At 41.8% G+C, this 15,787-nt stretch carries 8 protein-coding genes and 2 pseudogenes; 4 read left to right on the top strand and 6 right to left on the bottom strand.

The genetic code is table 11. The features are described 5' to 3' along the window. The 5 genes and pseudogenes from V7K46_RS20410 to V7K46_RS20390 all read right to left on the bottom strand — a co-directional run. Positions 1–180, bottom strand: a pseudogene (locus tag V7K46_RS20410) (hypothetical protein); the annotation flags it as partial. A gap of 54 nt (positions 181–234) precedes the next feature. Next, on the bottom strand, positions 235–2,235 hold the full coding sequence (locus V7K46_RS20405) for an ABC transporter ATP-binding/substrate-binding protein (protein WP_335116254.1): 2,001 nt from the start codon (positions 2,233–2,235) through the stop codon (positions 235–237). 136 nt (positions 2,236–2,371) lie between these two features. Beyond that, positions 2,372–3,211 (bottom strand): nitrate ABC transporter permease, encoded by an 840-nt coding sequence (ntrB, locus tag V7K46_RS20400; protein ID WP_335116252.1) that lies wholly within the window; start codon positions 3,209–3,211, stop codon positions 2,372–2,374. A 102-nt stretch (positions 3,212–3,313) separates the two neighbouring features. Continuing rightward, complete coding sequence (locus tag V7K46_RS20395; RefSeq protein WP_335116250.1) at positions 3,314–4,690, bottom strand: CmpA/NrtA family ABC transporter substrate-binding protein; 1,377 nt, start codon at positions 4,688–4,690, stop codon at positions 3,314–3,316. A gap of 822 nt (positions 4,691–5,512) precedes the next feature. Further along, complete coding sequence (locus V7K46_RS20390; RefSeq protein WP_335116248.1) at positions 5,513–7,756, bottom strand: glycoside hydrolase family 65 protein; 2,244 nt, start codon at positions 7,754–7,756, stop codon at positions 5,513–5,515. Positions 7,757–8,734: 978 nt separating this feature from the next. On the opposite strand from V7K46_RS20390, the gene V7K46_RS20385 reads away from it, so the two are divergent. Beyond that, the gene (locus V7K46_RS20385; RefSeq protein WP_335116246.1) at positions 8,735–11,389 is read left to right on the top strand and encodes an ATP-binding protein; all 2,655 of its coding nucleotides are present in this window, start codon (positions 8,735–8,737) and stop codon (positions 11,387–11,389) included. A 513-nt stretch (positions 11,390–11,902) separates the two neighbouring features. On the opposite strand, the gene V7K46_RS20380 is transcribed toward V7K46_RS20385, so the two are convergent. Then, on the bottom strand, positions 11,903–12,298 hold the full coding sequence (locus V7K46_RS20380; RefSeq protein WP_335116244.1) for a hypothetical protein: 396 nt from the start codon (positions 12,296–12,298) through the stop codon (positions 11,903–11,905). 528 nt (positions 12,299–12,826) lie between these two features. On the opposite strand from V7K46_RS20380, the gene V7K46_RS20375 reads away from it, so the two are divergent. From V7K46_RS20375 to V7K46_RS32125, 3 genes and pseudogenes are all read left to right on the top strand, one after another. Beyond that, positions 12,827–13,663 carry an alpha/beta fold hydrolase gene (locus tag V7K46_RS20375; protein WP_335116242.1) on the top strand — a complete coding sequence of 279 codons (837 nt, stop codon included), beginning with the start codon at positions 12,827–12,829 and terminating at the stop codon, positions 13,661–13,663. A 119-nt stretch (positions 13,664–13,782) separates the two neighbouring features. Then, positions 13,783–15,507: a serine/threonine-protein kinase gene (locus V7K46_RS20370; protein WP_335116240.1), complete on the top strand. Its 1,725-nt coding sequence runs from the start codon at positions 13,783–13,785 to the stop codon at positions 15,505–15,507. Between the two features lie 7 nt (positions 15,508–15,514). Beyond that, positions 15,515–15,640, top strand: a pseudogene (locus V7K46_RS32125) (transposase); the annotation flags it as partial. Between the last annotated feature and the right edge of the window lie 147 nt (positions 15,641–15,787).

The following is a 15,787-nucleotide window of genomic DNA, read 5'->3' as shown; positions in this document are numbered from 1 at the left end:
AATCGAGTTCAAAGGCTCATTAATCGAGTTCAAAGGCTCATTAATCGAGTTCAAAGGCTCATTAATCGAGTTCAAAGGCTCATTAATCGAGTTCAAAGGCTCATTAATCGAGTTCAGAGGCTCATTAATGGAGTTCAAAGGCTCATTAATGGAGTTCAGAGGTTCATTAATCGAGTTCAAAAACTCGCGCCTGATATCCTACTTCTTCCACTCCCTCTTTCTTTCACAATTTTTTTATGAAGCGAGTCTTCTTCTAGGTGCATCAAGAACAACTTCCGCGACTGAAAAATCACGTTTAATTTTCAAACTGTTGAGATACGCTATTGGATCATCGGCGTTAAAGGGAGTACCATCGAACAGTTTGATGGGTTGGCGAATGTAGCTAATATCTAAACCTAATTCCCGTGCGGCGGTACTGAAGACACGAACTTGGCATACCCTTTCCACAACTTCTACCCAATTTCTGGGAAACGGAGTGTCACCCCAACGCGCCAATTGACTCATAATCCAAATTTGTTCGGTGCGGCTGGGGCGGTTAATGGCAGACTCAGAATAAAACTGGTGATGGGCATAGTCCCGCAACGGATGGTCTAAGTCACAGGTAAGACTATCTGGATCTTCGAGTTGAATGTATTCTAAATCAGTGCTGACGTACTCTCGCCCTGCTAAGATTTCCCGAATCTCTTGGGAATTATCGGGATTTGCACAATACTGGCAAGCTTCTAACAAAGCTTTGGTTAAGGCGATATGCGTATTTGGATAATTTTCTGCCCAATCTTCTCGCACACCAAGAACTTTACCGGGGTGTCCCAGCCAAACTTCTAAGTCGGTAGCGATGGTAAAGCCGACACCTTCCACAGCCGCGCGGTAGTTCCAAGGTTCGCCGACGCAGTAACCATCAATGCTTCCAGCTTTTAAGTCGGCTACCATCTGCGCTGGGGGAATGGTCTTCATATCTACATCGCCATCGGGGTCGATTCCTCCAGCCGCTAGCCAGTAACGCAGTAGCAAGTTGTGCATAGATGCAGGATGTACTACCCCCATTGTGTGTCTTTGTTCGCGGGTGAGAATCAGGTGATTTCTGAAGTCTGATAAGGTTTGTACACGTTGGTCGTAAAAACGTTTTGCTAAGGTAATGGCGTTACCGTTGCGAGTCATGGTAAGGGCGGTGACAACAGGCAAGGGTTGGTTATTATGTCCTCCCAGTGTTAACCACATCGGCATTCCCGAAGGCATTTGAGCCGCATCTAAGTAACCGCCAGTCATGCCATCAACGATGCCGCGCCAGCTACTTTCCCGCACGAGGTTGACTTCATCTAAACCATGCTTGCTAAAGAAACCTTTCTCTTTGGCAACAGCTAACGGGGCGCAAGCAGTCAGTGGCAAAAAGCCAATTTCTAGATTAACTTTTTCCAATCCATGACGAGCGATATCCGCAGTTTTTCGTGCCCGAATTTTCTTAATGCGTTTTTGCTGATTGAGGAAGTAAATCATTTCACTCCGCAAACTGTAATAGCTGGGATGTTCTACAACTTCCATCCGTTTGCGGGGTCTAGGAATATCCACTTCCAAAATCTCCGCAATTTTGGATTCAGGGCCATTGGTTAGCATCACAATTCGGTCAGACAACAGCACCGCTTCGTCAATATCATGAGTAACCATCACAGCAGTGACTTGATTTTCTTCGCAGATTTGCATGAGTTGTTCTTGCAAATTACCGCGTGTGAGTGCATCCAATGCACCGAAGGGTTCATCTAATAGTAACAACTTGGGGCGAATTGCTAAAGCGCGAGCGATCGCAACTCGTTGTTTTTGTCCCCCAGATAACATTCCCGGCTGTTTGTCAGCATGGGGACGCAAACCCACCATATCTATATGTTTTTCAGTAATCGCTTGGCGTTCATGGGCTGGCAAGCCTTTCATTACTGAATCTACCGCTAGGGCAATATTTTCTCTAACTGTCCGCCAAGGTAGTAGCGAATAATTTTGGAACACTACCATCCTGTCTGGGCCTGGTTTGATGATTCTTTGTCCTTCTAAAGTCACAAGACCTTCAGTGGGCAAATCCAAACCTGCAATCATATTTAATAGCGTAGATTTGCCGCAACCGGAGTGACCGATTAATGAGACGAATTCTCCTTTTTTTATCTGGAGGTCAATTCCTTTAAGGGCAATATATTTGCCACCACCAGTTAATTCAAAAACTTTTTCAATTTGGTCAACAGCTACAAACATACTCTTTTTATCCTTTGTCCTTTGTCCTTTGTCCTTTGTCCTTTGTCTTTCGTCATTAGTCTTTGGTACGTGGTCATTATTCCTTAGTTTCTTACAAATGAATAATGACCGATAACCAATGACTAATGACTAATGACTATTTCTGTTCTGCTGGTAAAATCTTGTTTTGAAGCCAACCCATCATTTTATCTAGGATTAAACCGACAACGCCAATATAAATTAGAGCCAATATCACTTCGCTGACGTTGTTATTTTGATAGGCATTCCAGATAAAAAAGCCAATTCCGACGATACCGGACATAACAATTTCGGCGGCAATAATCGCTAACCAAGCTAAACCAATTGCAATTCTCAAGCCGGTGAAAATGTAAGGTAAAGCGGCAGGAATCAGAATATTAATAAAATATTCTTTGCGGCTAAGTTGCAGGACTTTGGCAACGTTGTTGTAATCTTGGGGAATTTGGGTAACGCCGACGGCAGTATTAAGTAAAATGGGCCAAATTGCGGTGATGAATATTACGAATAACGCGGCTGGTTCGTTTTGTCGCAAGGCTGCTAGAGAAATAGGAACCCAAGCCAAGGGTGGTACAGTCCGCAGTAGTTGAAAGATGGGGTCTAAAGCTTTGGACATGGTTTTATTTACCCCAATCAAAATGCCCAAGCCAATACCAACGATCGCTGCTAGGGTATAACTGATAGCAACTCGTTGTAAACTGGCCCAAATCTGCCAAAACAGACCTTTATCAATGCCACCTCTGTCATAAAAGGGCCAGAAAATTAGTACCCAGGTATCTTGAATAACCTGTATTGGGCCTGGTAATGTCGCACCGGGAGTGAAAGCGAACAGTTGCCAAAGAATCAGGAAGATGAGGATTGCGATCGTTGGCGGTACAATGTCAGGAAATTGCTTTTGCAGACGAGATATAAAGCTGTTATTAAATCTAGGGGTTACAGGGCGTTTTTGGGCTATTGTCATGATGCTTTATTCTCTTGATTATTTATCATTGGTCATTTGGCTTGTACAGACGCGATTAATCGCGTCCTTTGGCTTGTACAGACGCGATTAATCGCGTCTCTACTAAACTTTTTTGATTTTGAGACTTTTCAAATATTCTTCTGGCTTTTCGGGGTCAAATTTGATGCCATCAAAAAATTCTTCTACACCGCGAGATGTATTTGTAGGAATATCAGCAGCGGCAATACCAGCTTCTTGAGCAGCTGCTTTCCAAATATCTTCACGGTTGACTTGATTGATTAGCTCTTTAGCTTTTGCAGCATTATTCGTGATGTAATCTTCTGGTAAAAATCCCCAACGGACGTTCTCGACTATAAACCATAAATCATGACTTTTATAGGGATAAGAAACATTACCTTTCTCATCTTTCCAGTAATAAGCTGCCATTGATTTATCATCAATTTTGCGCCCATCTCCCATGTCATATTTGCCTTGATATGGAGCTGCAAGAATTTCCGCTGAGGAAAGATTAAAATAATTTCGTCCAGCCAGAATTTGTGCTGCTTCTTTGCGGTTATCAAAATTATCCAACCACTGCTGTGCTTCCATGATGCCCTTGAGTATCGCTTTCGTTGCCTTGGGATTTTTATCAACCCAGTCAGCTCTCATGGCAAAGTATTCTTCAGGATGATTCTTCCAAATCTCTGCGGTTAATGCTGCTATGTAGCCAATTTTCTCTTCAACAAGACGATATGGCCAGGGGTCGCCTGTACTGAAGGCATCCATTGTTCCTGTTTTCATGTTGGCGACAGTTTGAGCCGCAGGTACTGTAAGCAGCTTGACATCTGCATCAGGGTCTATGCCGCCTGCGGCTAACCAGTAGCGAATCCATAAATCTTGGTTGACATGGGGGAAGGTAAATGCAGCTGTGAAAGGTGTTGAGGATTTGAGTTGCGTTAACAGAGATTTAGCACTAGCAAGCTGCAAACCAATACCTTTACCTTGGTGCTTATTGGCGATCGCAATTCCGTTACCATGTGTAATTAACTGACATAGCACATACATCGGAATTTTTTGATTGCCTTTGGTAATTAAACCTTCTGTAATTAAATGCGGCATTGGCATTTGCCATTGACCGCCATCAATACCACCCCCCGCAGAACTAATTTCTACATTGTCCCGTGCTGAACCCCAAGAAGCTTGCTTAGAAAGATCAACATCAGTCATACCATACTTAGTAAAAAAGCCTTTTTCTTTAGCAATAATTAAAGGAGCAGCTTCTACAATCGGGATATATCCCAGCTTGACTTTCGTAGTTTCTGGTTTTTGTTCAGGGCTAATATTAGCAACTGTCTGAGCAGTTGGGACAGCTTGAGAGTTATTACCACTAAGGTTTTCAGGTGGATTTCCTAAACAGCCTTTCAGGAACACAGCACCCGCAGATACTCCCGCAGTTAAGATTAATTTGCGGCGGGAAATTTTGTTAAAAAATTCTGTCATCAAGTCTCCTTCAAAATGAATTTTATTGTTTATAGCTATGACAAATTAGGCAAAGATAAACAAATTTATCTTGCATTATCAATAGATATATCAAGCTATGATAGTCGTGCCAATTCAACCTTTCTTTGAAGAAAAGGCAATATAAACTATCTTTAATAAACCTAATGACTTATATTAATTGATTGAAATCTACCGAGGAGGTAACTTTCCCTTGTTCAAATTAGTTTACTTGCTTTTAAAACAAAATAGTTAACTCCGAAAGGCAAATTATTAAATAAATATTATATTGCAGGTATAAATAAAAGTTTATGTATCGCAGCCAACTATCTAAGTAAGTACTATTAAATAGCAATAAATCTATAGTTCATATAATCTTTTATTTATGATTACATCTCTAAGCAAGAAACAATAATACTAAAAGTAAAATACGAAGTTTCGACTTTGACTTCTATAAATATTGCTAAAGATTCAGGTGTAGCCCTTTCAACGTAACTCGAAAAATCTCTTTTTTTCTCTCTGCGCGCTCCGCGTCTCTGTGGTTTAAAAGTCTTTTATTTAACCACCGAGGCACAGAGAACAGATCAATGTAATTCATAATTGATGAATTATGAATTATGAATTCATAATTATTTGGTCAAAGGCGGGCTATTCAGTAACGCCCTTTTTTAGTCAATACAGCGGTTTTCAATTCAAAACCGCTGTATCGTTGGCAAGTAGACGGACAACCTCACAAGAATCAACTTTTAAACTGTCGCTTTTACTAATGAAACTCTTAGCTATCGGTTAAAACTCCAATCCAAGTCGAAGATAACCCCACTAAATTTATGAGCGTGTATCTGCCAAGGTGGGAACTTTGACTTCTGTTTCGGCTTGTAAGTCGAAGTCATACCACTCGTTACGCCATTGCAGGCGAAACTTCAAACGCGTCCAGTTAGGTGGTAAGTTGGGACAGGCAACGGGGCCAAATTGAGTCATCCGAATCCCGCCAAACCCGAAAACTACCGCTTGCCATACTCCTCCAGCACTGGCGGCGTGAATTCCTTCGCCTGCGTTACGCCTCACATCCTCCAAGTCTACCAAGGCCGATCGCAGAAAGTGCATATAGGCTTCGGTTGGTTGATTAAGGTCGCAAGCTAAGATGGCGTGAATGGCTGGGCCTAGTGAAGAACCATAGCTGTGGTCGGTGCGCTGGGTGTAATAGTCCCAGTTGGTGGTAAGGGTATTATGATCGTAGCGATCGCGCAGTAAGTACAGAAGCATCAATACATCTGGCTGCTTGAGAATCTGCTTTTGATTTGTGGCTTCAATTCCCAACAAACCTTGCAGAGATTTGCTGCGCGGTTCATAATCAGCGAAGTTAATCTCTTCTAACTGGAAAAAGCCCTCAAACTGCTCAATTAAACCTGTTTGGATATCTTCATTGATAAATAGACGCTCTTGGATTTCCACCCAACGGTGCAAACGCTCTGTGGTTAAGTTGAGTTTTTGCCCCAGTTGGGCTGAGGTTTCAGGGTAAGCTTGTTTGAGCCAGTCCCACAGCGCCAAAGCTGACTGTAAATGCCACTGAACCATAAGATTGGTGAAAGCATTATTATCGACGCGATCGTGATTTTCATCAGGGCCAATCACATCTAGGATGTCATAGCTGTGGCGCTCTTGGTTCCACTGCACCCGACTTTCCCAGAAAACAGCCGTATCAAGGATAATTTCCGCGCCATAATCCCGCATCCAATCATCATCGTTGGTATTCTGCCAGTAGTGTAAAATTGCATAGGCAACATCAGCAGTGATATGCACTTCAATGTCACCGCACCAGATGCGGATTAATTCACCGTTGGGAGTTGGCACCCAGCGCGGAGTCACTTCATCACCAGTGGTAGCACTTTCCCAAGCAAACATCGCCCCTTGATAACCTGCTTCTTGAGCTTTGCGTCTAGCTCCTGGTAAGGTGTGGTAGCGGTAGGTGAGTAAATTACGCGCTAGGGCTGGTTGAGTTAACGTGAGGAACGGCAGGATGAATATTTCCGTATCCCAAAAGATGTGTCCGCTATAGGCAAAACCGGAGAGGGTTTTGGGAGCGATGCTCACCCGGTTATCGTGACGCGGTGTAACAGCTAGTAATTGGAAGAGATTGTAACGAACGCTTAACTGAGCCAAGCGATCGCCTTCTATAATAATGTCACTGTCTTGCCACACTTGATCCCATGCAACAATGTGAGCTGCCAATAGGGTAGTATATCTGGGTTCATCAGCGAGTCTTTCTAAGGCGGCTGCGATCGGGACTTCTATTTCCCGTGAAGTAAACAGGGTGACAATCTTTTCGACAGTTGCCGTTTTTCCTGGGTATAACTCAAAGGTGGTTGTTAAAGCGGGAGAACTAGAAGCATTTTTGATGCCCACGGGTGTAGTTTCTTCACCATCTACAACTAACTTAGCAGCCATCCCAAGTTCAATACCTGAGTAGAGGGTTTGACTATTTAGCCAGATAATCTGATCTATGCCACCTTGGTTTAAAGTTCGCCAATGTTTGATGCCTTGGGTATCTGGTTCGCTGTCAAATCCTGCTTCAACGGTAATTTCACCCTCAAAGTCTACAGATGTAATTTGAGCGCGAATCGCCAAAACGTGTTGATCTGCTAAACTGGCAAAACGCTCGAAGTGAAAATCGAGGGTATGACCATTAGGACTACGCCACCGCAGATCACGGCTAACTAAACCTAAACGCAGATCAAGCCGACGTTCGTAGTTGAGAATTTCACCACTGTCCATGCTGAAGCGTTCGCCTGCTACTTTCACTACCAATGGCAGCCAGTTGGGACAATTCACAAGTTCGGTATGAGCAATTGTCACATCATCATAAACACCGTGGATGAGTGTAGCTGGTAAATCCTGCGAATACCCTTCCTCAAACGTACCCCGCACTCCTAAGAACCCATTACTAAGGGTGAAGACGGTTTCTTTGTGGTGCAACTGCGTCTGGTCAAACTTCGTTTCAATAACGTTCCAGTCAGTAGTGTCAATCAGTTGCTGATTTTGATGAGAATTGTGAGTGGATACGTTGAGCATGAGTAATAAAACCTATGTCTTGATGCTTGCTGTGGGTAGGATGCAGTACAATTAGGAGTAATCTTTTAGTGATTAACTCCTTTTCTCTAGCGCCTAGACTTAAATATTGCCTAAACACAGAAAAAATACGTTACTAATAACAGTAACGTTTCAAATTTCATCTGTCTAGAGTTATATTTACTTAATAACGTAAGTTACAAATAATAAATTTCAACCAGAAACGAATTGATCGGCTTTTTGAGCAATTTCTTTCATATTCATCAGCTTTAGAATATAATTTATCGCACTGACAAACAGGCAGTATAATCTGAAATTATTTTTGTTTTTTATTTTTAATTGAAATTAGCAAGAAGGGATCAGATTCAATCCGGTTTATATCAACCTAGAGCATCAATTCAGTAATCAAAAACCTAACCCCCCAGTCCCCAACGCTAGTAGGGAAGGGTTAGCTCAACTTTTCTCTCCTACGAAAAGAGGGGTATAAGGAGAGGTTAGGGACTTCCAAGAAATAAATTATCCAAATAAACGAACCACAGAGACACAGAGAACACAGAGAGAGGAAAAATGAGAGGGTTTTTGCGTCAGTTTTGGGACATTTTTTATTTGGAAGTCGCTTATTCCAGGATTACTGAATTGTGGTGTTCTAACTTGATGAGCCTTTTCCTCGTTCCCATACTCTGCATGGGAATGCATTCATCGAGGCTTTGCCTGAATATTTAACTGCTGAAATTATTATCTGATCTCCACTTTAAGAGTTTTGGTTTTGATTCATGCTTCCCAACGCTACAAGGGTTAGGGTTGGGGGTTAAATTTGAGAGAAAGTTGCACACGGGGTAATGTTTTGTTCTTTTGCCATAAATGGTATATTGGCACTTGATCCGACGGAGTACAAACTATGCATAAGCCCACACGAGTGCCAAGTCGAGGTGTTGTACTCAGTACTACAGGACAGTCAGCGGGAGCAGGGGAAGTGGGCAGATGAACAAAAATTTTGGAAAAAGTAGTGTTTCCCTATTTAAAGGCGTACCCCTAAGTCGCATCCTGGTAGCGTTGTTTCTGCTGCAAATCTTGCTAGCTGGGGGATTAACTGCATACTTATCAATTAATAACGGGCAAAAGGCAGTCAATGAGGTAGCCAGCGAATTGCGTCATCAAGTCGCCAATCGAGTAGAGCAGAATTTACAGACTTATCTCTCAACCCCGCGTCAAATACTAAGTACTAATCAAAATGTCATTGACATCGGTTTGCTGAAGATGGAAAATCTTGCAACCTGGGAGTCATACTTAATAAAGCAGTTAGAGATTTTTCCTGATGCGATCGCTTTAACGGCAAGCAATGAACAGCAAGAACACTTAGCAATCCAGAAACTCAACGATCGCCAATTTTTGCTAAGATTTGCCGATAAGTCAACTGGGTACGACCTCTACACTTACAGAATTGACCGTCAAGGTCAACGTACCCAACTACCAGAGGTGATCAAAAACTATGATGCGCGATCGCATCCTGATTATCAAGCAGCAGTTACCGCCAAAAAATTCAGCTTTAGTCGGATTTTTACACCCCTCACCGAACCAACGCTTCTAATTAGTGCTTCTCTTCCTATATATAACTCCCAAGGTGAATTACTCGGAGTCAACAGCACTCTAACTCATATATCACAGATTGGGGATTTGCTGCAAAATATTAAAGTTGGCACTGGGCAAGTTTTTATTATCGAGCGATCGGGGCTATTAGTAGCAAGTTCCACAACGGAAGAACCATTCCGCGTCCAAAATGGTAAACCCATTCGGTTAGCAGCTTCTCAGAGCGGGAATTCTTTTACTCAAGCAAGCGCTAAATATTTAGCAACTAAATTTAGTAACTTTGACCAGATTCAAAGTTTACAGCAATTGGATTTCTTCTTTGACGGCAAACGACAATTTTTAGAAGTTAGACCGTTACAGGGCGAACCAAATGTCAATTGGTTGATTATAGTGGCTGTCCCAGAAGCAGACTTGATCGGACAAATTGATCGCAACACTCAAACCACAATTTTTCTCTGTTTGGCAGGATTGGGACTAGCTACTTTACTGGGAATTGTCACCGCCCGGTGGATAACTCAGCCAATTCTCAACTTCAGCACCGCAACAAAAGGTTTAGCCGATTTTACCAATAGCGAAGACTCAGTGGTGATAGTACAGGGCATTAAAGAACTAGAGGTGCTGGGTGGATCTTTCAACGAGATGATGCAGCAATTACGCAAAACCTTTAGTGTATTGTCTACCAAAAATGAAGAGTTAGAATTGCAAGTTAAGCAGCGAACTCAAGAATTAAAGCAAGAGATCCAAGAACGGATTAACAGTGAGCGAAGATTGGGCCAGCATAATCAAGCACTAGCAGAACTGGCAAATCACAGGGCGATTTCAGAAGGAAATCTGGAAACAGCATTCAAAATCATCACCCAAAAAGCAGCAAATGCCTTAGAAGTAGAACGAGTGGGTGTGTGGTTATTCAATGGCCAACGCACCAAATTACAATGTATAAGTCTCTATGAACGTCGCAACCAGATACATTCGGCAGGTTTAGAACGCAACCTTGCAGATTATCCCATCTACTTTAAAGCCTTGGTATCTGCCCGTACCATCGTCGTCACCGACACTCGCACCGATCTACGAGTACAAGAATTATCGGATGAATTGCTAGAACCAAAGAATATTATATCCCTAATTAATACCTCTATTTGGGTTGGGGGCGAAGTAGTAGGAACAGTATTGTATGAGCAGATTGAGACTCCCCGGACATGGGACTTGAGTGAGCAAAACTTCGTTAGCTCAATCGCGGAATTTGTCGCCCTGACTTTAGAAGTATGCGATCGCAAACGGGCAGAATCCGCTCTGCATGAGGCTAAAGAAGCTGCCGAAGTGGCAAATCGTGCCAAAAGCACCTTTTTAGGAAACATCAGCCATCAACTGAGGACTCCTTTAAGCTCCATTCTTGGGATCACAGAGGCACTGCAAGATCAAGTGTACGGCCTTGTAAGTCAAGAACAGCGCCAGTATCTAAATATGCTCGAATCTAGCGGTAAGAATTTACTAGAATTGATTGACCAAATCCTTGAGCTTACCGACATCGAATCCAGCAAGATAGAACTACAACTAGCTGCTACTTCGATTCAGGGATTATGTGACTCTAGTCTCAGTTTTGTCAAACATCTAGCCTTTCAAAAAAATATCCAACTGAGTGTACAAGTCCCTGAAGAACTCGAACCCATCCAAGTTGATGAACGCCGCATTCGCCAAGTATTTATCAACCTGTTGACTAACGCTATCAAGTTTACTAAACAAGGAGGCAAAGTTTGGATTGAAGTCCAGCCAAATTCCACAAATGAATATATCTTTTTCAGCGTAGTAGATACGGGTATTGGTATGCTTTCCAATGACCTTTTCAAATTATTTCAACCTTTTGTGCAAGTTGAAAATTCCTCTACCGATCGTTCTACAGGCACTGGTTTAGGATTAGTAATGGTGCAAAAAATTGTTGAGTTGCATGGTGGGACTGTCCATGCCGAAAGTCAGTTAGGGAAAGGTAGTCGATTTACAGTCAAACTCCCTTGGAAAAAGGTTGGGGAGTGGGGAGTTAGAACTAATTATTAATTCATCGTTCTGATATAGCGGTTCTCGTTTATATGAGGTATACCCGTAGAAGCACGGCAATGTCTATGGGTGTCAACTTAACGTAAAACCCTTGTCAAGACATGATCTTAAAACCTCGTTTCCAGCCTCTGGCTGGAAATGCTCTTTCATTGCGGCTCTGCCGCTTGAGGCGGAGCCTCTCATTAGGCATTCCCAGTCGGAGACTGGGAACGAGATATGGGAACCGCTATAATCTTTAAACTATGTGACGATAAGTAGTAAAGGGTAATCCAGTACGCTGCTTTACATCAATCAATGATTTATATTCACCTCGTTGTTGCCTTTCTGCAACAATTTGTTCTGCGATCGCCAATGAGCATAAGTCTCTTTTTATCTATTTGAAACACAATCTCCTCTAGGGTGACACAGCTAGTTGTGCTACCCTACTATATATTAATTACCTGAAAATTGCTATAAGTGGGCATCAAAGAACAATCTTGTGCCTTTAATCGTGTACTTTAAATACAGACGAGACTATGCAGTTTTAGTGTTATCACTGGCTGGTTCCTTTGGAGTTGCCTTCAAGGGTGTTATCTTGCTTTTGCGGGTGCGTTTGCTTTTGCGAATACCACCTGATATTTCATATTCACTGCTGTCTGTACCGTAGGTAAATGCAACTGCAATTAGCATTTTATCAGTGAGGTCAGTTAAAGTTTTTTCCAATTCATCCATCTCACTTTTAGAAGAGTCAATCACAGATAGAGCAGTGTTATAAGCATCAATTTTTGTGCGTAATTGCTGACTTATTTGTGTTATATATTGCAAGTTGCGAACATCTCCAAAATCCATATCAGGATTAATTGCTCTGAGTCCAGCAACTCTTAATTCAGCTTTTTCTAGAGCGCGGTATGTACGTTTTTGACGAGGCATACATATATTGTTTTAATTGTGTTCTAGAGCTAGCTTGCCTTACTAAGGCTAGATTTTGGCTCAGTAAAATCCACAAAAATTACTAGTAAGTGTAATATTAACTTCAGCAATATTAACGACAAGCACGATGTTACTAACAAAAAAATCGTGATTATAAGAAAAAAATCATGATTATAAGAAAATAATCATGATTATAAGAAAATAATCATGATTATAAGAAAAAAATCATGATTATAAGAAAAAAATCGTGATTATAAGAAAAAAATCTTAGAGATAAGACGCAATGAGTTGAAAAACCAACGCTGGGGTATCTTAAATCTGAAATATTCAGATAAATCTAAATTTTTTAACTTAAATGCCGAATTTAGCTAGTAGGGTGCGTTATGCCAGCGCCGTGGGCAGGTTTCCCGACTTGAGGCGACTGGCGTTAGCGTAGGTTTCTCGTCACGGTCAAAAAACAGTCTTCCCATCTTCTTTGGCAGTACTATATAAACGCCAAACTATCTCTTCACTAGTGGATGTGCAATCATGCCTGTACGTCAAACTTTATTAAAGCCTGATATCCAACTTTCTTATTTAGAGTGGAACCAAGGTCAAAAACCTTTACTGCTGTTACACGGTTTAGGCGACCATGCTCTAGTTTGGTCTAGTTTAGGAGATTACTTAGCGGCAGACTACCACATAGTTGCACCAGATATGCGCGGACATGGCCAAAGTAGTAAGCCTGAGAAAGATTATAGTTTTGAAAGTGCGATCGCAGACCTCGAAGCACTCATGGATCATCTCGGATGGACTTCTGCCCATATTGTAAGTCATTCGTGGACAGGCAAATTAGCCGCTATCTGGGCAAGGCAAAACCCAAAGCGTTTGCGGAGTATAATTCTGGTCGATCCAATTTTCATCTGGAAAATGCCCAGCCTTCTCAAGGTAACTTTTCCCATGTTGTATCGCTTCTTGCCTTTTCTCAAAAGCATGGGCCCCTTTGCCAGTCATGAAGAAGCAGAACAACAAGCACGCCAATTAAAGCAATATCAAGAATGGAGTTCCTTACAGCAGCAAGTTTTCCAAGCAGGAATAGAACAAAAACCTGATGGTAGTTGGGGCAGCAAATTTACCATAGCCGCCCGCGACGGTATTTTTGAAGCAGTAATGCAAGTGCCTGGTTTTACAATTCCTCTTCACATCCCTGCCATCTTCGTCCAACCAGAACAAGGACTGAACCGCCAAGATTGGCAAATTAAACCCTACAAAACCTATCTTAAAAACTTACGCATCTGCCAAGTTCCCGGCAATCATTGGCCGTTTTTGACACAACCAGAACCATTTAACCAAACTGTAGCAGCTTTCTTGGCAGAACACAAATAGAAAATCTCATGATTATTTGGACGGGATTATCATCCGGCAACAGAAGAATTAATAGGAACGATGTTTAGCGACAAACCCTTTTGCGTCTACGTTCCCCTTCAAGTACGGATAAGCCAGTCATGAGCCTTTGTATCAATCCCGTTTGCCCTAAACCAAATCACCCGAATAATCATCAAAACCGCTTTTGTCAAAGTTGTGGTTCCCATTTGGAATTGCTAGGACGTTATCGGGTGACATGCCTGTTGAGCGACAAAACAGGGTTTAGTAAAGTTTATGAGGCATACGAACAAGATACCCCCAAAATCCTTAAGATACTTAAAGTAGACGTATCATACGATGCCAAAGCAGTAGAACTATTTCAGCAAGAGGTAACTGTGCTGGGACACCTCTTGCATCCCGGTATTCCCAAGGAGGATAGTTACTTCCAGTATCAAACCCGAAATGGTTTAGTGCTGCATTGCATTGCAATGGAAAAAATCGAAGGCTACAACTTAGAACAGTGGCTACAGCAGCACCAGAGTTACCCTATTTCACAGGAACAAGCTATAGCCTGGTTAAAACAATTGCTAGAAATTTTGGATTTAGTACATGCTAAACAGTACCTGCATCGAGATATTAAGCCATTTAATATCATGATTCGCTCTCCCCTTGGGAAGGGTTGGGGGGATTTGGTACTGATTGATTTTGGCACCGCCACTGAAATTGGCAGAACCAACCCAGACAAACTCAGCAATGGCGACGGGATGACAGCACTGATGTCATCTGGCTACAGCGCCCCAGAACAAATGAATGGTCAAGCAGTACCGCAATCAGATTTCTTTGCCTTGGGACGCACCTTTGTATTTTTGCTGACGGGACACCATCCCTTAGATATGTATGATGTCCAGCACAATTTATTGCACTGGCAAAATCATACCATCCATATCTCACCTTTACTATTGAATTTAATTGATTGGCTAACAGCACCGGATATAAAAAAGCGTCCTGCCAACACTCAGCAAATTTTACAGCGCCTAGAAGAAATTGAAACTCAACTAACAGAAACTACTCCTGAAAACATTAATTTAGTAGAAGATTGTAACGTCGAGCAATTGCTACCACCAATTACTCAAACTTCATTGACTCCACATAAACAGCCAGAAGAAGTACCACTACTGGCATTTTTTGCAGTCCTGTTAGTGATATTAGGATTACTTAGTATAGTGGCTTTAGCCACACGAACATCAAAATTTACTGGGATGCAAAATTACAAACAATCTCCTGAAAAAAAAGGTAAAATTGATTATTTTCCTTATCAAGAAGGTAGGGATAGTCAGGGGAAGGTAGCCGAATTTAATATAGCTGTTTTATCACTAAAATATAAATGGCTTTTAGGTAGCAATTTTCAAATTAAATATAATGATGAAATTATTAGTTTAGACCTTTTAAAGTTGAACCTAGAACAAGAAGGTATCCAGAATATAATGGAAGACCCTAGCGAAATTATCGCTGTAGGCACAGTTTCTTGTAAGGCAGATATAGCAGTTCAAGAACGTATGGCTTTAGAACGTTCTAAACAAATACAATTTTTAGTGAAAAATTTATTTATTAATACACCAAGCGTCAAAGGTTATCGAATATTAAATTTAGGACAATTTCAACGGAGTGATTGTCAAGGAAATCAGGATTTAACTAAATATCAGAGAAGTCTTATAATCATTGGGGTTAAAAAAAAATCAGCAGGTTTAATTCTGGATGAGGCATTACGGGATAGGTTACAAAAGAAGCCTTTTGCTGATTTTAAGTTAGAAGATTATTCTTTGGGGTCAGTAGAAAAGTTCAAGACGATACCAAATAATTTGTAACATCTCTAGCAAAGTGCAACAGGCATTGCAAATTCTTTGCGCCGATGAGCAATTGAGCCAGTTAGAACCTGTTATGGCTTTTTTTGCTAACTTCGTATTAGACAGCGCTTCGGTTCCCATTCAGATGCAGTACAAGATTATATCGCGAGGTGCAGGGGCACAGCATTGCTGGTGTCAACTTAAGCCAAAACCCTTTTCAAACCTCGTTTCCAGGCTCTGGCTGGAAATGCTGTTCATTGCGGCTCTGCCGCGAGTAAGGAAGGCTCCGCCTAAGAGTAGG

It is taken from the genome of Nostoc sp., from assembly GCF_036917395.1.
Classification (GTDB): Bacteria; Cyanobacteriota; Cyanobacteriia; order Cyanobacteriales; family Nostocaceae; genus Nostoc.
This window is presented reverse-complemented; position numbering and strand designations above follow the sequence as displayed.